A 19,569-nucleotide genomic window follows, 5' to 3' on the forward strand; every position below is an offset into this window, starting at 1 on the left:
GCGCAGGCAAACGATTACAGCTGCTCCGATGGCGCAGCGTTTTGTGCGGCAGTGGTTAGCTCTGTCATTCGCGCGCTGGTGCGATTTCGGCCTGCTTTTTTCGAACGATACAGATAATCATCCGCTTCGCTCATCAGGCGATTAAAAATCTCCGTCAGCTTCCAGGGATCCGATTTTCCCGTGCCCATCCCGATACTGACGGTCAAAAACAGCGCCTGCTCACGCCAGTTGAACGGATGTTGTTCGATGGTGGCGCGAATACGTTCCGCCAGGGCATATCCCTGCTGCACCGACGCGGTATTGACCACTACGGCAAACTCTTCCCCGCCCATCCGCGCCACCAGCCCCTCGCTTCCCACCGTCTCCTGCACTTTGCGGGCAAAGGCTGCCAGCACGGTATCGCCGCACTCATGCCCGAAGTTGTCATTGATGCTTTTGAAATAGTCGATATCCAGCAGCATCACGGTCAGCAGCGGGCTTTTGCGCATTCCCTCGTCGCGTTTCAGCGCCTCATACAGCCCGGAACGGGAGAAAACCTGGGTTAAAAAATCATAATCGGCACGCAGGGAGACCTGACGGATCAGCGAGTTGATCGCCGCCATGCTGACCGAGACCATGACCGGGCAGATGGCTATGGTGGCTATCCCCAGTCGGGCAGAGAACATCATTGGGGTAGTGAGCGGCGTGGTCGCCACAATGGTAATGATAGAGTTGCCAACCAGGGTGATCTCCACCGTCCCGGTAACAAAGGTCAACAGACAGGTTGCCGGGAGGGAATAGCGCACCGCGCACCAGATCAGGGCTGGCATTGGAAACGCCAGCGCACCGGCTCCGCCAATCGCCACCGAGGCCATTACCGAGATAATCAGTAACACCACCGGCATCAAATGGCTGGCGCGTATGGCCCGGTTAAAGGTGGGCCAGGTGATGGTCAGCAGACAGGGAACAATTAATACCCCGGTAGAGAACTGTTCGCTAAACCAGTCGGCGACCAGCGGCCAGAAGGCGCGATTGTCCACCCCACCCGACACCACTGCCCCGAGCAGGGCGCACATTAGCGCAGCCAGCAGACAATAGTTAAACAGCCGCAGGGCATTCACCGGATCCGGGGTGCTGTTTTTCAGCCGCCTGTCGCGCTGGACCAGCAGGGCAACGGTGACAATAAACACCATATTCGAGAGGTTAATGCCCAGCGAGGTGATGCCCCAGTTGGTGGTGATGGCGTCATAGACCAGCATGGCGAAATACGATAACGCGTAATAGTGCAGCCGGTTGAGGTAAGCGTAACGGGCAAACACCCCTGCCATCACCCCGTTCAGCGGCCAGAACATCGACAGCGATTCCACCAGACGCAGCTGTGCGCCAATGAAATAGAACAGCGTGGTCAGAACAATGATTCCCACCGCATTACGCAGGGGGCTTTGCGGCTGAAAAAGCGCGAATGTTCGGGTGGACGCAGGAGACATGCAATATCAATCCATAGAGTTGCTTTTAACAATGATGTCTCACCCGCGCGGGTGAATGTTAAAAGTTTGGGATCAATATATATCACATTGGGGGGGTAACGATCACCACTCAGTAAAGGGGGGAAACGGTTGTGCCGTCAGATCCACGGCACAGGCTCCGGTTAATAGACCGAACGACCCAGTTTCTGGGTCAGGCGCTCCAGCACCGCGACGCCCGCCAGAGAGTTCCCCGTCTCATCCAGCTCCGGGCTCCAGACCGCAATCGCCATCTCGTGCGGCACAATCGCCACCACCCCGCCACCGACCCCGGATTTAGCAGGCAGCCCCACCCGCCAGGCGAACTCACCGGCGTTCTGATACATCCCGCTGGTCGCCATCAGGGCATTCACCTGCCGGGCCTGCATCGAGGTGACGACGGGCTCAGACAGATGCGGCGCATGGCCCTGCGCGGCCAAAAACAGAAAGGTATCGGCCAGCTCAACGCAGTTCATCTTCAAAGCGCAGTAGTGGAAGTAGTTTTGCAGGACCGTCGGCACATCGTTATGGAAATTGCCGAACGACTTCATCAGCCAGGCAATCGCCGCGTTGCGCGCCGAGTGTTCGAATTCCGATCGGGCAACTGCCGCATCGTAAGCAATATCGCTGACGCCGGAGAGCTGACGCACAATCTCCAGCATCCGTTGGCGGGGGGCGCTAAGACGACTTTGCAGCATATCGCACACCACCAGCGCCCCGGCGTTAATAAACGGATTGCGCGGTTTGCCCTGTTCGATCTCCAGCTGCAGGAGGGAGTTAAACGGCTGACCGGAGGGATCTTTCCCCACCCGCTGCCAGATCTCATCCTCGTCATACTGGCGCATGGCCGCCACCAGGCTGAGGACTTTGGAGATCGACTGAATGGAAAAACGCTCGGTGGCATCCCCGGCCTGGAAGCGCTGGCCGTCAACGGTACGGATGGCGATCCCGAGCTTGTTGCCGTTGACCGAGGCCAGCGCCGGGATGTAATCAGCCACCTTGCCCTGGCCAAGTAAGGGACGTACTTGCGCCAGAATGGCGTCCAGCATCTGATTATTGATGTTCGCAGCCATCGGTTGCTCCTTGCTCACAGGCCAAAAACGGCCTGCGAGTATAACAGAGGCTTATGGGTGACGTCAGGCAGGAAGTCGGAACCGCGATACCGCCTGTAACAGGAGGCCGGATTCATCATGCAGCCGCCGGGAGGCCTCGGACGCGGTGTTAACCAGTTTATCGGTCTGGTGCGCGACCTGGTTCAGGGCCTGCAGCTGGCCGGTCATGCGGTGGATGCTGTCGCCCTGGCTGAGGGTGGCGACGGAGATCTCATTCAGTAAGCTGCACAGATTGCCCACCAGGCCAATCACCTGTTGCAGATTGTCTTCAAGGCGGGTGACCGCTTTCGAGCCATCTTCAATGCCCTGAAGCGAGTGGTTAATCAGCTCCTGAATGGTTTGCGTCGAGTGGCTGCTCTTGCGCGCCAGCAGCCCCACCTCCCTCGCCACCACCGCAAAGCCGCGCCCCTGATTCCCGGCATGCGCCGCCTCGATGGCCGCGTTCAGCGCCAGAATATTGGTCTGAAACGCCACGTTGTCGATGATCGCCACAATGCCGCGCATCTCGGCAGAACGCGCCACGATGGCCGCCATCGAGGCGTTCACCGTCTCCATCATCCGATCGCCGCCCGCCGCCATCTCCCGCGCCTCGTCCGCCCGCGAGCTGGCCAGCCTGGCGTAGCCGCTGTTGCCCTCCACATGGGTCTCCAGATCGGCAATGTGCGCGGTGACCTCTTTCAGCTCCTGCGCCTGACGCGCCGACTGGAGATACAGCTTCTGATTCCCCTCTGCCAGCGATCCGATATTGGTCACCATCGAGGTGGTCGCCTCGCTGACCTGGGTCACCAACTGCTGCAGGCCCTGCTGCAGGGTATCGACGCTGTCGCCAAGCTGCGCAATCTCACGATTGAAACGCTTTACCCCCGGTGGTGGCGAGGAGAGATCCCCCGCCGCCAGCAGATTGATATGGGCGATAAGACGACGCAGCGGGACGATCACCCAGCGCGACATCGCAAACCACACCGCCACGGCGATAGCCAGTAAAACCACCGGGGCCAGTAAGAACAGGGATTGCAGGCTGGAGAGGCTGGCGGTCAGCAACTCACGCCCCGCTGCGGCACGCTGGACGCTGGCCTGCTGATAGCGGGCATAGTTGTCATTGAAGTCTGCCTGGAATGCCTGCGCGGGTACGGCGAAGAAGGCATCAATCGACTGGCTGTTGACCAGCCCGTCGGCCTGTTCGCGGATAGCATCGAAGAACAGCTGATAGCTGGTAAGCAGCGCCTCATCCCGCGGCGGCTGCATTGCCTGCCACGCCTGCCAGGCCTGCTGAGAATCCCGTAACGCCTGCTGCGCCTCATCCATCAGGCTATGCCAGCTCCCGTCCGAACCGGTCTCTTTATCCTGCATAAAGTAAACGCCCGCCCGGTTGAGCAAATCGCTCGCCGCCAGCAGTGAGATCCGCGCCTGATCGACCTTCGCCTGTTGCAGGTACGCCAGCTGGTTACGCTGTTCATTGCGCTGGGCATCGCGCAGCGAGACGGAGAGTAATACCGAAGAAGAGATTTGCAGAGCGGAAAAGAGCCCGATAATGCAGAAGATCCCCGCCAGCAAACCAAACTGCCGGGGAGTGAAACGGCGTAAAATTTTGCTTAAGTTCATAATTGTATTCATTAACAATGCCTTAGACGTGGGCGAGTCTACGCAGTAAAAATGACAGAACTATTTCAGAATAATGACAGGTGCCCGGCGGCGCTGCGCTTGCACGGGCCTACGGGTGAGTCAGTTCAGTAGGCCGGGTAAGCGCAGCGCCACCCGGCAGATGCACCCTGTTAAACCCGGTCTTTCCACACCGTCTGCACGTTACAGAACTCATGCAGGCCAAAGTGCGACAGCTCGCGGCCAAAACCGCTCTTCTTCACCCCGCCGAAGGCCACGCGGGCATCGCTGGCGCTGTAGCCGTTGATAAACACCCCGCCGCACTCGAGCTGGCGGGCAAAGCGATCCGCCGTGGCGGTATCGGCGGTAAAGACCGTCGCCGAGAGGCCAAAATCACTGTCGTTAGCCAGGGCCAGGGCATGATCGGCATCGGTTGCTACGCTGATGGCCGCCACCGGGCCAAACAGCTCCTGACGAAACGCGGTCATGTTCGGGGTAACATTACCTAACACGGTTGGCGCATAGTAATTCCCCGCCCCCGCTACCTTTTCGCCGCCCAGCAGCAGCGTTGCCCCTTCGGCCAGCGTGGCCTGCACCTGCTGATCCAGCTCGTCGCGCAGATCGAAACGCGCCATCGGGCCGAGGTAGTTCTCTTCTGCGTCCGGCGCGCCCATTTTCAGGGCCGCGGTGGCTTCGACAAAGCGACGGCTGAACTCATCCGCAATCCCTGCCTCGACGATAAAGCGTTTGGCCGCGGCGCAGACCTGTCCGGTGTTCTGATAACGTCCGGTCACCGCCGCTTTCACCGCCAGATCCAAATCAGCGTCGTTGAGGACGATAAAGGGATCGGAACCGCCCAGCTCAAGCACGCATTTTTTCAGCGCCGCGCCGGCCTGAGCACCAATCGCTGCCCCGGCGCGCAGGCTGCCGGTGACGGTCACCGCCGCAATGCGCGGATCGGCAATCATCTGGCTTACCCCGTCGTTGGTGGCATTCAGCTGGCCAAACACCCCTTGCGGGAAGCCGGCGTCGTTAAAGATCGCTTCAATCAGATTTGCGGCACCCAGCACGTTCGGGGCGTGTTTCAGCAGATAGCTGTTGCCCGCGAGGATAATCGGCACCGCGCCGCGCAGCACCTGCCACAGCGGGAAGTTCCACGGCATCACCGCCAGTACCGGGCCTAATGGGCGATACTCAATCACCGCGTCCGCGACCTGCGTCGCCTCGGTGGAAAGCATGGCCGGGCCATGTTCGGCATACCAGTCGCAGAGACCGGCGGACTTCGCCACCTCCCCGCGCGCCTGAGCGATGGGTTTGCCCATCTCCCGGGTGATCATCTGGGCCATCTCTTCGCCACGGTTGCGCAGCGCGGCGCCCAGGTCATGGAGTTTTTGCGCACGCGCCGCAACCGGCACGCTGCGCCACTGGCGAAAAGCGGCATCGGTCTGAGTGAGGACCTGTTCAACCTCGGTGACGGTCGCCCACGGCCAGATGGCCAGGGTTTCGCCGTTCGCCGGATTAATGGACAGGGCATGGGTGGCAGAAGGTGTAGTCATGATCGGCTCCGTGTAGTAACAGTTGCTACAGTGTGGCCCGATCTGCTATTTCTTAAAAATGAATAATAGTGACCACCTTATTCACAATACGAGAATGATATGGATCTGACCCAGCTGGAAATGTTCAACGCCGTCGCCCAGACCGGCAGCATCACCCTGGCCGCGCAGAAGGTGCATCGCGTGCCCTCCAACCTCACCACCCGCATAAAACAGCTGGAGGCCGACCTCGGCGTAGAGCTGTTTATCCGCGAGAATCAGCGGCTGCGCCTCTCCCCGGCGGGGCACAATTTTTTGCGCTACAGCCGCCAAATTCTTGCCTTAGTGGATGAAGCCCGGATGGTTGTCGCGGGCGATGAACCCCAGGGGCTGTTTACCCTCGGGTCGCTGGAGAGCACGGCGGCGGTGCGCATCCCGGCGTCGCTGGCGCAGTTTAACCAGCGCTATCCGCGCATTCAGTTTGCGCTGGCGACCGGCCCTTCGGGGACGATGATCGACGGCGTGCTGGAAGGTACCCTGAGCGCAGCCTTCGTTGACGGGCCGTTAACCCACCCGGAGCTGGAAGGGATGCCGGTCTACCGGGAGGAGATGATGCTGGTGGTGCCGGCCGGGCAGCCGAAGGTGGATCGGGCGCTGGCTATCAGCGGACGCGATATCTATGCCTTTCGCGCCAACTGCTCCTATCGCCGCCACTTCGAAAGCTGGTTTCATGCGGATCGTGCCACGCCGGGGCGGATTCATGAGATGGAGTCCTACCACGGCATGCTGGCCTGCGTGATCGCCGGGGCCGGGATTGCGCTAATGCCCCGCTCGATGCTGGAGAGCATGCCCGGACATCAGCAGGTGGAGGCCTGGCCGCTGGCAGAGAACTGGCGCTGGCTCACCACCTGGCTGGTATGGCGTCGGGGGGCGATGACCCGCCAGCTCGAGGCGTTTATAGCACTGCTAAACGAAGGTCAGCCACCAGCACCTTCTCCATAAACAGGCTCAGGGGATCGGGCGCATACGGAGGAAACGCCTCGCACCGCTGATACCCACAGCGCTCATACAGCTGAATAGCGGCCAGCTGCTTGATGCCGGTCTCGAGGCGCAAAGTATGGCAGCTGCGGCTCAACGCTTCATCTTCCAGCGCCGCCAGCAGCTTTTCACCCAGCCGCTGCCCGCGATGGGTCGGATCGATATAGACCCGCTTCATCTCTCCGCTGCCGTCGCCGTTCAGGACGATCGCCCCGCAGCCGACGGCGTTAAGCTGGCGATCGCGGATCACCATCATGATCAGGCTGTGCTCGGGCAGCCCGGTCAGATCCAGCAGATGGTTGCTTTCCGCCGGATAGAGCGTGCTCTGGTAGCTGTCGAGGTCGGCAATCAGGGTGGTGATATCCGGATGGGCGGGCGATTCTGAGGTAATGGAATACATGGCAGGCTCCTTTTGTCGTTTTTTCCCACCATAACGTCCGGCGGCAGGCTGTAGGGCATATTTTTAACTTATAGCTGCCGTCAGCCATTGCACCCCCTGCGCCTGCGGCGTAAGTTTGGGCACAATCATGGTTAAAATCTCAGGAAAAACAATGAACACCAAAGCCCGCAAAGTGATGATTATCGGGGCCGGTAACGTCGGGACCTCCGCCGCCTATGCCCTGTTGAACCAGAATATCTGCGAAGAGCTGCTGTTGGTGGATATCAACCAGCCGCGCAGCGAAGGCCACGCCTGGGATCTGTCGGATGCCGCCGCCTATATGCCGGGCATGATGACCATCTCCACTCGTGAAGCGAGCGACTGTGCCGATGTGGACATCGCGGTGATCACCGTCTCCGGCGGTGCCCTCAAGCCGGGACAGACGCGGCTGGATGAGCTCACCGCCACGGCCAGCATCGTGAAAAGTATTGTGCCGCAGATGATGGCGGGCGGGTTTAACGGCATTTTTCTGATTGCGACTAACCCGTGCGACATCATCACCTGGCAGGTGTGGCAACTCTCCGGCCTGCCGCGTCATCAGGTGATTGGCACCGGCGTCTGGCTCGATACCACCCGTCTGCGGCGTAACCTGGCGCAGGCGCTGGATATCGGCGCGCAGAGCATCGACGCCTTTATTCTTGGCGAGCATGGGGATACGCAGTTTCCGGTCTGGTCCCATTCGTCGGTCTACGGCTCGCCGATTGCAGAGGTCTATCAACGCCACACCGGCAAAACACTGGATTTTGATCAACTGGCCGAGCGCGTGCGCAAACAGGGGTTTGAGATCTACGCCCGCAAAGGCTGCACGGAGTACGGCATCGCCGCCACCATCGCGGAAATCTGCCGCAATATCTTCACCGGCAGCCACCGGGCGCTGGCGATCTCCTGCATTCTGGACGGGGAGTATGGCGTGGACGACGTGGCGATCGGTGTGCCCGCGGTGCTGGCGCAGAGCGGCGTTCAGCAGATCATTGAGCTGAAGCTGGCAGACGATGAACTGCAAAAATTCCGCCATTCGGCGGAGGTGATCAGAGCCAATATCGCCCGTCTGCCCTGAACCTTAAGGCGCCAGGGTCAGAGTGGCATCCAGCTGGCTTAACTCTGACAGAAACAGGGCGATATGCAGAGCGCTGGTAATGACGGTTTGCCGGGTAGCGGCTACGCCTTACCCGGCCTACATTTCGGGGCTTTTCGTAGGCCCGTGCAAGCGCAGCGCCGCCGGGCGGTGAGAGGGAGCAAACACTAAAAACGACAACCTGAGGTTGTCGTTTTGCTTTTACCTCCGCAGGAACACGGTGCCCTTGAGATAGAGCGCCGCCTGGCCGCCAATCAGTACCCGGTCGCCCTTCAACTCACAGCGCAGATCGCCGCCGCGGGGAGAGACCTGCCGCGCTTGCAGCGAGGTTTTACCCAGCTTCTCGCTCCAGTAGGGGATCAGCATGCTGTGGGCGGAGCCGGTCACCGGATCTTCCGCCACCGACTCGCCCGGGCAGAAGAAGCGGCTGACAAAGTCATACTCATCCCCGGGGGCGGTGACGCAAACCATTTTACCCAGCGGCATCATGCCGTCGATATCCGGAGTCAGCGCCTCTACCTGATGCTGGTTTTCCAGCACCACCATGTAGTCGCGCCCTGCCCGCACCTCTTTCGCCCCGGCGATCCCGAGGGCGCTGAACAGCAGTTCCGGCGGATTGTCTACCGCCTCGCTGGTCCACGCCGGGAAGTTAAGCGTCAGCCAGTCGCCGTTGCGGTTGACCTTCAGGTCGCCGACGAAGCGGGTGGAGAAGACAATCTCGGTGTGCGGATAGTCCAGATACTCAAAAATCACGTGGGCGCTGGCGAGCGTGGCGTGCCCGCAGAGGTTAATTTCGTACTGCGTTGTAAACCAGCGCAGTTCAAAGCCCGCGTCGGTGCGCACGAAAAACGCGGTTTCCGACTGGTTATGCTGCTGGGCCATCTTTAACAGCACGTCATCCGGCAGCCACTCCTCGAGGGGGCAAACGGCTGCAGGATTCCCACCAAACGCGCGATCGCTAAACGCATCGACCAGATAAAATTCAATTTCTTTCATTGGGTTAACCCTTATAGTTAGCGTAAAAACAGATGACCTTTCATATACAGCGATGCCCTGCCGCTCATTAATACCCGGTCGCCCTTCCGTTCACAACGGACATCGCCGCCACGGGCAGAGACCTGCCGGGCAAAGAGCGAGGTTTTATTCAGTTTTTCACTCCAGTATGGGATCAGCATGGTGTGCGCCGAGCCGGTAACCGGATCTTCCCACAGCGCCGCACCCGGCGAGAAAAAGCGGCTGACAAAATCGTACTCCCCCTCGCCGCGCGCGGTGATCGACACTTTATGTTCGCCGGGCGTCATAGCGTTGATGTCCGGCGCGACCGCCTCAACCTGCTGGCGATCCTCCAGCACCAGCACCCAGGCGCGCCCCTTGCGGGCCTCGACGTACTGCTGGATCCCAAGCGCGGCAAGCATTTCTGCCGGCGGGGTCTGCGGCTCGCTCGGACAGGCCGGGAAATCGAGCGTCAGCCAGTCGCTGTCACGACTGACGGTAAGCTGGCCGGATGCGGTATCAAAATGGATGCGGGCGTCGGGATAGTCCAGTTCGTTAAACAATACCCAGGCGGTGGCCAGGGTGGCGTGACCGCAGAGGTTGACCTCGCCTTGGGTGGTGAACCAGCGCAGCTCAATACCCTCCCGCTGGCGCACGAAAAAAGCGGTCTCCGACTGGTTGTGCTCCCGCGTCATGCTGAGCAGCGTCTCGTCCGGCAGCCATTCAGGCAACGGGCACACCGCCGCCGGGTTGCCGCCAAATGAACCTTCACTAAACGCATCGACCAGATAAAACTCAATTTCCCGCATCGCCTGACCCATTGTTAACGTTATGTTGCATCCTATATTTACGGAAAATATCCTCTTTCACCAGCGATTACTTCGGGAGCTTAGTGAGATCTGCATCACAAAATGATTGTATTTTCAGCAGTGATGGTTTTAAGATCGCCCCACCTCATTGACGTAACGACTCCCGGACATCCCTATGACAATCAACACCGTTTCCCGCAGGGTGGCGTGGCTACGGGTGGTGACGCTCGCCGTCGCCGCCTTTATCTTTAACACCACTGAATTTGTCCCCGTCGGCCTGCTCTCGGATATCGCCAGCAGCTTCGGCATGGAGACCGCGCAGGTGGGGATCATGCTGACCATCTATGCCTGGGTGGTGGCGATGATGTCGTTACCCTTTATGCTGCTCACCAGCCAGATGGAGCGGCGCAAACTGCTGATCGGCCTGTTCGTGCTGTTTATCGCCAGCCACGTGCTGTCCTTCCTGGCGTGGAACTTCACGGTGCTGGTGATAAGCCGAATCGGCATTGCCTTTGCGCACGCCATCTTCTGGTCGATCACCGCCTCGCTGGCGATCCGCCTGGCCCCGGCCGGGAAACGCGCCCAGGCGCTGAGCCTGCTGGCGACCGGCACCGCGCTGGCGATGGTGCTCGGGCTGCCGCTCGGGCGCATTGTCGGGCAGATGTTCGGCTGGCGTACCACCTTTTTCGTTATCGGGCTCGGGGCGCTGTTCACCCTGCTGTGCCTGATTAAACTGCTGCCAAAACTGCCGAGCGAACACTCCGGATCGCTGAAAAGCCTGCCGCTGCTGATGCGTCGTCCGGCCCTGATGAGCCTGTATCTGCTGACGGTCGTGGTGGTCACCGCCCACTACACCGCCTACAGCTACATCGAGCCGTTTGTGCAGACCATCGCCGGGTTTAGCGCCAGCTTTGCCACCGTCTTATTGTTGCTGCTGGGCGGCGCGGGAATCATCGGTAGCCTGCTGTTTGGCAAGCTCGGCAACCGCCACGCCTCGCTGCTGGTGAGCAGCGCCATCGGCCTGCTGCTGGCGTGTCTGCTCCTGCTGCTGCCCGCCTCGGGGAGTGAGACCCATCTCGCGTTGCTGAGCATCGTCTGGGGCGTGGCGATCATGATTATCGGTCTTGGGATGCAGGTGAAAGTGCTGGCCCTGGCCCCGGATGCCACAGACGTGGCAATGGCGCTGTTCTCAGGGATTTTTAATCTGGGGATTGGCGCAGGCGCGCTGGTGGGTAATCAGGTGATCCTGCATCTGTCGATGGCGTCGATCGGCTATCTGGGGGCGATCCCGGCGCTGGCGGCGTTGATCTGGTCGGTGCTGATCTTCCGCAAATGGCCCGTCGCCCTGGAAGAGCAGCCGCATCACGGCTAATGAGGTGACCGGGTGGCAGAATGTCACCCGGTCCTGGTTTTACGGGTAGTTTTTAATAATTTCCAGCACGCCGTTGATAATAAACTGCACGCCCATGCAGACCAGCAGGAAGCCCATCAGACGAGAGATGGCTTCGATACCGTCTTTACCCACCCAGCGCATAATCGCCCCCGAGCTACGCAAACAGCCCCACAGGATCACGCCGATAAGGGCGAAAATCAGCGTCGGGGCAACCATGATCACCCAGTCCGGGAAGGCAGAACCACTGCGCACCGTCGAGGCGGAGCTGATGATCATCGCAATGGTCCCCGGACCCGCGGTGCTGGGCATCGCCAGCGGCACGAAGGCGATGTTCGGGGCCGGTCGCCCCTGCTTATCATCCAGCGCGTCCTGCGCGTCAGCATCATCTGGTGATTTAGGCGCCGGGAACAGCATCCTGAAACCGATAAACGCCACAATCAGACCACCCGCAATACGCAGACCGGGAATGGAAATCCCGAAGGTGTTCATCACCAGCTGCCCGGCGTAATACGCCACCATCATGATCGCGAAGACGTAAACGGAGGCCATCAGCGACTGGTGATTACGCTGTTCACGGTTCATATCGCCTGCGAGACCGAGGAACAGCGCAACGGTGGTTAACGGGTTAGCCAGGGGCAGCAATACCACCAGCCCAAGGCCAATTGCTTTAAATAAATCAACCATTTTACAGAGTCTTCCTTTTCATAATTCCACCCGCAAGTATAGGGTTAAACCCCCGCTTTAAGCTATGCGCGCATCGTAAGTAATATTTTCGCCCCGAAATCAATTTATCCCAGTGATATGACGACCTGATAAGTGGGCAAAAAAGTGATCTGAATCGCTTTAGCAAATCGTGTCATAAGCTAATGCATTCAGTTGACTTATAGTTGCCTGAGCAATAATATCTGCCGTGATTAAACTACTTGCCAGGGCAACCATTGTGAAAAGCACCAGTGACCTCTTCAACGAAATTATTCCGCTGGGTCGGCTTATCTATATGGTTAACCAGAAGAAAGACCGCCTGCTCAATGACTATCTGTCACCGCTGGATATCACCGCAACCCAGTTTAAAGTGCTCTGTTCTGTGCGCTGCGAAGTGTGTATCACCCCGGTTGAGCTGAAGAAGATCTTATCTGTCGACCTCGGCGCGCTGACGCGCATGATGGATCGGCTGGTCTGCAAGGGGTGGATTGAACGCCGCCCGAATCCGAATGACAAACGCGGCGTGCTGGTGCAGCTGACCAGCGACGGCGCGGCAATGTGTGAACAATGTCATCAATTAGTAGGACAAAAACTGCACCAGGAACTAACAAAAAACTTAACGGCGGATGAAGTGGCAACTCTTGAGCATTTGCTTAAGAAAATCCTGCCGTAAACAGAAAGAGGTATGACGATGTCCAGACGCAATACTGACGCCATCACTATTCATAGCATTTTGGGCTGGATCGAAGATAACCTGGAGTCACCGCTCTCGCTTGAGAAAGTGTCTGAGCGTTCAGGTTACTCAAAATGGCACCTGCAACGGATGTTCAAAAAAGAGACCGGTCACTCATTAGGCCAGTACATCCGCAGCCGCAAATTAACGGAAATCGCACAGAAACTGAAAGAAAGTAACGAGCCGATCCTGTATCTGGCTGAGCGTTACGGGTTCGAATCACAACAAACGCTGACCCGCACGTTCAAGAATTACTTTGACGTTCCACCGCATAAATATCGCATCACCAATATGCATGGGGAATCCCGGTATCTGCTTCCGATCAATCACTGTAACTGCTAATCGCCTGTATTAAGGCTATCCCAGTAGGCGTAATTGTTGCAGACAGTTTGAACACGGACAGCGCGGAACAACCGGAGCGTACTTTAAGTACGTGAGGATTGTGAGCACTGCCCAGGTTCAAAATGGCAAATAAAATAGCCTAATGGGATAGTCTTTAAGACGTATCGAGGAAATTATGAAACTATTCGCTTCCGCTGTTTTCACCGCCCTGGTGCTGGTCTCTGGCCAGAGTTTTGCGGAGCAAACTCCCGGTGTCACGCCGCAGAGCAGCCGCGACACCATGATCCTGCCAACGGCCAATGGCCAGTCGCCTTATGACTTTAACCATATGGGCGCAGGCAGCGACAAATCCGACGAGTTAGGCGTGCCGTATTACAATCAGCGCTCCTGATTCGTTTGCTCCGCCCGGTACTGACTCCCAGAAGTTGGACGGAATTAACGAGGCTTCATCGAAAGAGTCCGCAAATATGCGGACTCTTTTTGTTTCCGGGCGCGCCAGGATTAGCTGGCCTAATCTCATGCTCCAGAATTGCAGGATTTAATAGGTCACCCTAATGACGACGGTGTCGGTATACCCCCCCGCTGATGGCCATTTCTGCGCAGGAACGGAACCGTAAACCACCAGGTTTTGCACTTGCCCATCGCTGGAGTACTGTTTTTCCGGATTATCCGCGGTCCATTCAACAGAGCGGGCGGCGTCCTGATACAGGATATAGTTGATACATTCGCCGTTATGGCACAGGGAACGCAGGTTGCCCTCAGCGTGCATGCCATGGCCCAGGCTGACAGCATAGGATGTACCGGTCGGGCACCGGACGGCAATATTGGCCGTCGATGATGCCTGTAACAATCCTCCCTGAGCCGGGCTTTTAGCGCCAAATGCCATCTCATCGACATTGACGATCTCACAGCCGTTTTTGACCGTCGCTGAGGCGCTAATCTGGTCAGTGAGGGTCGTACCGTGCAGCGCGCCGCAGGCCGGGAGCGCCTGCAGTGAACTCGCTGAAGTATACGAAATCTGTATCGGTGTGCCGTAATCGTAATACGTCCCGGCGCTGATATTGCTCTGACCGGGATGAATCCTGCCTGTCAGCGGTATGTCGTGTTCGACGGTAGCGCCTGACGCCAGTTCCATATCGGTTTGTGCGTAAACGTTATTGTTCTCGCTGAGGGGCGAATGGTGATCGTAGATCGCGTAAACGGAAAAATAGAGTGGCGTTGTTGACGGCATGTTCTGGTTCATCGCCAGAGGATCGTTCGCCAGCACTTTCAGGCACGCGCGAACATACTCGGGCTGACCGTCGTAATTATTACAGGTAAACGAAAGCCGGGTCGCGGTCACGCCAGTCTGGCCTGCGGTAACGGTACCAAAATTGAGCCCGGCCGGGCTACCGTTCCAGCAGTTAGCCGCGACGGCGACGGGGCAGAATCGTAATACCATTACCACCAAAAAAGTGATAACCCAGAGTAAACGCGTTAGTGACATTGTGCTTTTATTCTCTCTATGGAACGGGAGGCGCTAAAGTGAGTCGGAAGTTTTAGCGTACAGGAAGACGATGCCCACTGAATGTCCAGCGTTCCGCCTGCCGGAGGGGCTTCCAGATAAATATTCCCATCATAACCAACGATGGTTTGCGAGGTACCCTGCGTGGGAGTCTGGCCCCGACTGTCCATCACCTCTACCTGTGCAGAGAAGGGAACGTTTTTGCCGTCAGCGGTGGTGACCATGAACAGTACGGCATGGGTACGATAGATGTTAAAGCGGGCAACGGCGCCGCGTCCGTTTTTGGGGATAAGGACTTCGTTGCTGTAGGGCGCCCGGTAATCTTCATCCAGACCGAGGGCATCAATTTCGATATGGTTTGCCTGATACGGATTCAGGTTATTGAGGAAAAGCATGCCATTTTTATCCGTGTGCCCCACCGGGCGATGTTCCAGGTAGACCGGAACATCAGCAACGCTTGAGGTATCAACTAACGCAAATGCGCTTCCCAGTTCACGGGTTGCATAAAGATGCCCCATAAACAATCCTACCGCCCCAGTCAGCGAACCATAGCCGCTATTGCGTTGTTCCTCGCGGTTATAGCCCAACGCCAGATCGCTCCAGGTGTTTCGACGCTGAAGGCTGGCATGGATATTTTCATTCCTGCCTTGTTGAGCAGAGAGATTCCAGCCCCAACCTGGTTTATTGGATTCCAGCGAGTGCGACAGATTAGCCTGTACAAAATTACCTTCTTTATCATGATTATTTTGAATAGAGAGATAATCCTGATGATGGAATAACGGAATACTGAACGTAACGTAAAGGGTGGTGTTGCGATCGTCGCCAAGCGAGCGAGTGATACTGGACGAAAGGTTGACCTGATTATCAAAGCTCTTTGACCAGGACAACCCCAGATAGCGTTCCGTGTACTCAGGAAATGTCTGGCTGACCCAGCTGGTCCCGAAGGTTCCCGTGCGGTCAAACGAGACGCTGGCAAAGAGGGTATCTTCGCGAGTGGCGATATCATTATCCGCAATCGATGATATATCGCGAAATCCCCGACTGGCCTGGGCGTGCGAAAGAGAGAAATTGAACATCTGATTGTTCCACTGCCAACCGGAGCCCCATTGATTCCCGCTGTTTTGCGCATAGCGACTGACGGCAGCATTGGCATGTAGCGTCCCCAGCATCGGGGAGAGTAAATAGTCCCACCCTATTCCCTGGTTGTGCAGATCCCCACTCTGCTCAGTATGGGCTCCGACGGTGGTTTTAGCGGTCAACCCATAGCGCCAGTCGCCGACACCCATCAGCTCTGAGTTATAACTTAACGAGCGGTAGGTATAGTCTTTACGCACCCAGCCCATACTCATCCCCCAGGTTGCAAGCCCATCAGAAAGAAGCTGGTTCGCGCCATACAGATCCAGATTCACCACCCGTTGCTTACCGTTAACATCGGTGATCACCACCTGTGCCCCCTCGCTCCCGGTAAACACCGGCGCAGTGTTCAGGGTAAATTGTCCGGGCTGAACCTTCTGTGAAGAGGTTCTGACCCCCCTGACGTACAGATCAACGGTGGAAGGAAGTGTGACGCTATCGGTCAGTATGTCCTGCGATGAGGTGTTGTAATTAGGCTGAGTGCTGTAGTTATGAGCGATGCTGATGCCGCCAAAACGCACGCTATTGGTCCAGGATTGTGCGGAGGTAAAGCTGTCTCCCAGCCTGACGGTGAGGAGTTTATCGACATTATCATAATTCCAGCTACTCATCAGGCGATGCGTACCCGTTTGTGTCGCGTTGCGACTACTCGATTCCTGAGTGTTCAACGAGGTCGAAAAAAAACCGGGCCCGACGCCAAAGGTGCGGAACTCATTATAAACCGAGGTATCCTGGACACCGTCTTCGCTACTGATAAACGCATCGTAGTTCAGCGCGATGCCCCGCACTTCCGGCGATAATTCAGATGCACGTATAAGGTGCGAGCCGTTGCTGCTGGCGAGATGGCTTTCTCTCTCAAGCCAGTCTTTGGTAGCAACAATGGTCAGGCTTTGGTTCAGGTTGTCGAAGGTAACGCTGAGGCCATTCTGCGAGCTGAGATCAAAATAGTGGTTTTTCTCCGGCAGAGAGGCAACGTTCAGCTCAAGTTTGCCCACGTCCTGAGCGGCAACGTAGATCTTATCTGAAATATATTTGGCCTTGATGAAGGTCTTAATCTGTTGCCCGTTTACCGTGGCCGTAAGATAAAGTATGTCATCAGTGGCTGCGTGAACGCAGGTACAGACCAGGAAATAAAAAGAGCATGTTTTAATGAGTAATAGTAATAGTCTGCTTTTGTACATTATCATTCAGATTAAGTGTCAAGGATGACGCGGTATTAACTCCATTCGGCAGAGGCCATTCCTTTTCACTGTCGGGCAATACGTAGCCAAGTAATCCTTTACTCAGGGCAATATTCCTTGCCCCTGACACAATAAATACGTCACTTAATTTGACATGTTGATAACCATTATTTTTAATTTTTAACTTCGCCGGCTGCGCGGTGCGATCAATCGAGACGCTAAGTTTGTTCACATCAGGATGCTCATCCTTGCAGTTAACAAACAGAGGAATGGAGTAACGTAGCAGGAAGCGTACCCCGTCTTTATCAGCCAGATTATTTTCGCCGGGCAGCTCATCGACAATAATACGGTAGGCCTGTTCGGTTTCGCCACTGAGTGGCGTCGGTAAAATAACCCGGATGAGCTGCTGACGAGAGACAGGAATTGTCGTCATGGGCGGACTCACCATGACATCCTGCGTCTCATTGAAGATGTCTTTATTATTCTGCTGGTGCCACGCATAAACGCGGATCTGCGCGCCAATAGCGGCACTACCGGTATTACGCACGTACACAGCCTGAGCGGACTCTTGCTCACAGAAGTCGAGTGTTACAGGGTAGACCTGTAAGGTGGCGGCACAGGAATTCACAGCGCAGAACCCACCAAAAAGGCTGACGACTGCCCATAAAAGATAACGCTTCATATGCCAAACCACCCTTATCTATCAATAAGTTACTGTTAACGTCACGGTATCGGTATAGTCACCCGCCGGGGCCTGTTTCAGCACATTCGCGGCCACTTTACCGAAGATGGGTAACGCCTGCTGCTGTCCGGTACCTATACCTGCAATCCCGTTATCAACCAGAGAGGTGCCCCCCGGGTGGTCGGTAGACAGCGTATAGGCCACTTTTGTTGTTTGCGCCCCATCGTTAGAACTCATTTCGAAATCGTGGGTTTTATCTGTGCCAAGCTGATATCCGGTACCGTTTGTACAGGTGACATAAGCTTTGGCGGAGGCGGTTACTGCGCCATCGTTACTGCTGTGGGAACCAAAATCCATATCATCAACACTGACCTTACAGGATTTCTCCACGGTCAGTTTTACCGTCATCTGATCGCTCACACTGTCTGAATCATCAGCAAACACGGCGGATGAAAATAAAATGCTAATCGCAGTCAGAGATAATGCAGTGGCTTTACGGTTAATCATTTTAAAACTCGCTAAGACTATTAATAGACTTTCCGGGGTCGGAAGAAGCGAGGGAGGGTAATGATTATGAAAGGCTTAAGATTATTTATTCGTGCTATGTTTAAAAAATGTAAATGTCAAGATACGATGAAACTGATTTTATCCATTAATTATGGAAAGGCTATTAAGTGAGACTCATTTTCAGTATGGGTAACAAATATTCAGCGTCCCGAAAAGAAGCCATCAATATACGAGTGTTTATTTTCTGCAAAGATAAACTCTCATTTCTATAATAAATGCGCGCGTATTATCGCCAATCCGATCGTTCATTCCGACATTTATGTGGGTGGCATCCACCCACAGGGTAATTTTTCAGCCTCTGACCCGCGTCGTCCGACGCAAACGCAGGCCGAAGACGTTGATATAGAGCCCGGCCATCACCAGCAGCGCGCCCACCAGCTGCAACACCCCCAGTTTTTCATCCAGCAGCAGCGCCGCACTGGCGATCCCCACTACCGGGACTAACAGCGACAGCGGTGCCACTCGCCAGGTTTCATAGCGGCCGAGCAGCGCGCCCCAGATGCCGTAACCGACAATAGTGGCGACAAACGCCAGATAGATCAGCGACAAAATCGTGGTCAGGTCGAGGGTGACCAGGCTGTGCAGCATCACCGTTGGGCCATCCAGCAGATAGGAGGCCACCATAAAGGGCACAATCGGGATCAGGGCGCTCCACACCACCAGCGACATCACCGCCGGACGCGTCTCAAGCTGCATGATCTTTTTATTGAAGATATTGCCGCTGGCCCAGCAGAACGCCGCCGCCAGGGTCAGTAAATAGCCCAGCAGCGCGACGTGCTGCCCGTTGAGGCTGGCCTCGGCCAGCACCAGTACGCCGACTATCGCCAGAGCGATCCCCGCCAGCTGTTTGCCCTGCAGCCGCTCGCCAAATACCAGCGCGCCGAGAATAATGGTGAAGAACGCCTGGGCCTGCAGCACCAGCGACGCCAGCCCGGCGGGCATGCCAAAGTTGATGGCGCAAAAGAGAAAGGCAAACTGGCCGAAGCTGATGGTCAGGCCGTAGCCCAGCAGCAGACGAAACGGGATCTTCGGGCGGGCAACAAAGAACAGCGCCGGAAAGGCCACCAGCAGAAAGCGTAAACCGGCCAGCATCAGCGGAGGCATGTTGTGCAACCCGACTTTGATCACCACAAAATTCAGCCCCCAAACTACCACCACCAGCAATGCCAGCAGCCCGTCTTTACGCGTCATACCCTGCCCCTGTTTATTAAATTTTTGTAAACACTTATCAAAGTAACGAAAAATCAGGACGA

At 56.7% G+C, this 19,569-nt stretch carries 19 protein-coding genes; 6 read left to right on the plus strand and 13 right to left on the minus strand.

Going from position 1 to position 19,569, the window contains the following annotated elements; translation table 11 throughout:
• Window positions 1-14: 14 nt before the first annotated feature.
• From V7Q49_RS05245 to sad, 4 genes are all read right to left on the minus strand, one after another.
• Window positions 15-1,466, minus strand: a complete 1,452-nt coding sequence (locus tag V7Q49_RS05245; RefSeq protein WP_333849686.1) for a GGDEF domain-containing protein — start codon at window positions 1,464-1,466, stop codon at window positions 15-17.
• Between the two features lie 161 nt (window positions 1,467-1,627).
• The gene (gene glsB / locus V7Q49_RS05250; RefSeq protein WP_333849687.1) at window positions 1,628-2,554 is read right to left on the minus strand and encodes a glutaminase B; all 927 of its coding nucleotides are present in this window, start codon (window positions 2,552-2,554) and stop codon (window positions 1,628-1,630) included.
• Between the two features lie 63 nt (window positions 2,555-2,617).
• Window positions 2,618-4,195: a methyl-accepting chemotaxis protein gene (locus V7Q49_RS05255; protein WP_333849688.1), complete on the minus strand. Its 1,578-nt coding sequence runs from the start codon at window positions 4,193-4,195 to the stop codon at window positions 2,618-2,620.
• A 170-nt stretch (window positions 4,196-4,365) separates the two neighbouring features.
• Entirely contained in the window at window positions 4,366-5,748 is a 1,383-nt protein-coding gene (gene sad / locus V7Q49_RS05260; protein WP_333849689.1) for a succinate-semialdehyde dehydrogenase, read from the minus strand.
• 99 nt (window positions 5,749-5,847) lie between these two features.
• Here sad and ptrR point away from each other — a divergent pair, with 99 nt between their 5' ends.
• On the plus strand, window positions 5,848-6,726 hold the full coding sequence (gene ptrR / locus V7Q49_RS05265; RefSeq protein WP_333849690.1) for a putrescine utilization regulator PtrR: 879 nt from the start codon (window positions 5,848-5,850) through the stop codon (window positions 6,724-6,726).
• Here the strand turns inward: ptrR and V7Q49_RS05270 are convergent.
• Entirely contained in the window at window positions 6,680-7,162 is a 483-nt protein-coding gene (locus tag V7Q49_RS05270; RefSeq protein ID WP_333849691.1) for a GNAT family N-acetyltransferase, read from the minus strand. The genes ptrR and V7Q49_RS05270 overlap by 47 nt on opposite strands.
• 151 nt (window positions 7,163-7,313) lie before the next feature.
• Between V7Q49_RS05270 and V7Q49_RS05275 the strand changes: the two genes are divergently transcribed.
• On the plus strand, window positions 7,314-8,258 hold the full coding sequence (locus V7Q49_RS05275; protein WP_333849692.1) for an L-lactate dehydrogenase: 945 nt from the start codon (window positions 7,314-7,316) through the stop codon (window positions 8,256-8,258).
• A gap of 219 nt (window positions 8,259-8,477) precedes the next feature.
• On the opposite strand, the gene V7Q49_RS05280 is transcribed toward V7Q49_RS05275, so the two are convergent.
• A complete protein-coding gene (locus V7Q49_RS05280; RefSeq protein ID WP_333849693.1) occupies window positions 8,478-9,272 on the minus strand; it encodes a PhzF family phenazine biosynthesis protein in 795 nt (264 codons plus the stop codon).
• Between the two features lie 17 nt (window positions 9,273-9,289).
• Window positions 9,290-10,078 carry a PhzF family phenazine biosynthesis protein gene (locus V7Q49_RS05285; RefSeq protein WP_333849694.1) on the minus strand — a complete coding sequence of 263 codons (789 nt, stop codon included), beginning with the start codon at window positions 10,076-10,078 and terminating at the stop codon, window positions 9,290-9,292.
• Window positions 10,079-10,253: 175 nt separating this feature from the next.
• Between V7Q49_RS05285 and V7Q49_RS05290 the strand changes: the two genes are divergently transcribed.
• On the plus strand, window positions 10,254-11,450 hold the full coding sequence (locus V7Q49_RS05290; RefSeq protein ID WP_333849695.1) for a sugar transporter: 1,197 nt from the start codon (window positions 10,254-10,256) through the stop codon (window positions 11,448-11,450).
• 39 nt (window positions 11,451-11,489) lie between these two features.
• Here V7Q49_RS05290 and V7Q49_RS05295 read toward each other — a convergent pair whose 3' ends face one another.
• Window positions 11,490-12,155, minus strand: coding sequence for a MarC family NAAT transporter (locus V7Q49_RS05295; protein WP_333849696.1), 666 nt, complete (start codon window positions 12,153-12,155; stop codon window positions 11,490-11,492).
• 256 nt (window positions 12,156-12,411) lie between these two features.
• Between V7Q49_RS05295 and marR the strand changes: the two genes are divergently transcribed.
• The 3 genes from marR (at window position 12,412) to marB (ending at window position 13,639) form a co-directional block, all read left to right on the plus strand.
• Window positions 12,412-12,846, plus strand: a complete 435-nt coding sequence (gene marR / locus V7Q49_RS05300) for a multiple antibiotic resistance transcriptional regulator MarR (RefSeq protein ID WP_106993851.1) — start codon at window positions 12,412-12,414, stop codon at window positions 12,844-12,846.
• An 18-nt stretch (window positions 12,847-12,864) separates the two neighbouring features.
• Window positions 12,865-13,248 (plus strand): MDR efflux pump AcrAB transcriptional activator MarA, encoded by a 384-nt coding sequence (gene marA / locus V7Q49_RS05305; protein ID WP_138369239.1) that lies wholly within the window; start codon window positions 12,865-12,867, stop codon window positions 13,246-13,248.
• Window positions 13,249-13,423: 175 nt separating this feature from the next.
• Window positions 13,424-13,639 carry a multiple antibiotic resistance protein MarB gene (gene marB / locus V7Q49_RS05310; RefSeq protein WP_333849697.1) on the plus strand — a complete coding sequence of 72 codons (216 nt, stop codon included), beginning with the start codon at window positions 13,424-13,426 and terminating at the stop codon, window positions 13,637-13,639.
• Between the two features lie 147 nt (window positions 13,640-13,786).
• On the opposite strand, the gene V7Q49_RS05315 is transcribed toward marB, so the two are convergent.
• From V7Q49_RS05315 to eamA, 5 genes are all read right to left on the minus strand, one after another.
• Window positions 13,787-14,689 carry a Csu type fimbrial protein gene (locus tag V7Q49_RS05315; protein WP_333849698.1) on the minus strand — a complete coding sequence of 301 codons (903 nt, stop codon included), beginning with the start codon at window positions 14,687-14,689 and terminating at the stop codon, window positions 13,787-13,789.
• A gap of 35 nt (window positions 14,690-14,724) precedes the next feature.
• A complete protein-coding gene (locus V7Q49_RS05320; protein WP_333849699.1) occupies window positions 14,725-17,067 on the minus strand; it encodes a fimbria/pilus outer membrane usher protein in 2,343 nt (780 codons plus the stop codon).
• Entirely contained in the window at window positions 17,033-17,749 is a 717-nt protein-coding gene (locus V7Q49_RS05325) for a fimbrial biogenesis chaperone (RefSeq protein ID WP_333849700.1), read from the minus strand. The genes V7Q49_RS05320 and V7Q49_RS05325 overlap by 35 nt, the downstream gene beginning before the upstream one ends.
• Window positions 17,750-17,770: 21 nt before the next feature.
• Window positions 17,771-18,256: a Csu type fimbrial protein gene (locus V7Q49_RS05330; protein ID WP_333849701.1), complete on the minus strand. Its 486-nt coding sequence runs from the start codon at window positions 18,254-18,256 to the stop codon at window positions 17,771-17,773.
• Between the two features lie 351 nt (window positions 18,257-18,607).
• A complete protein-coding gene (gene eamA / locus V7Q49_RS05335; RefSeq protein ID WP_333849702.1) occupies window positions 18,608-19,507 on the minus strand; it encodes an O-acetylserine/cysteine exporter in 900 nt (299 codons plus the stop codon).
• Window positions 19,508-19,569 lie beyond the last annotated feature (62 nt).

It is taken from the genome of Leclercia sp., assembly GCF_036780805.1.
In the GTDB taxonomy this organism is placed as follows: Bacteria; Pseudomonadota; Gammaproteobacteria; order Enterobacterales; family Enterobacteriaceae; genus Enterobacter.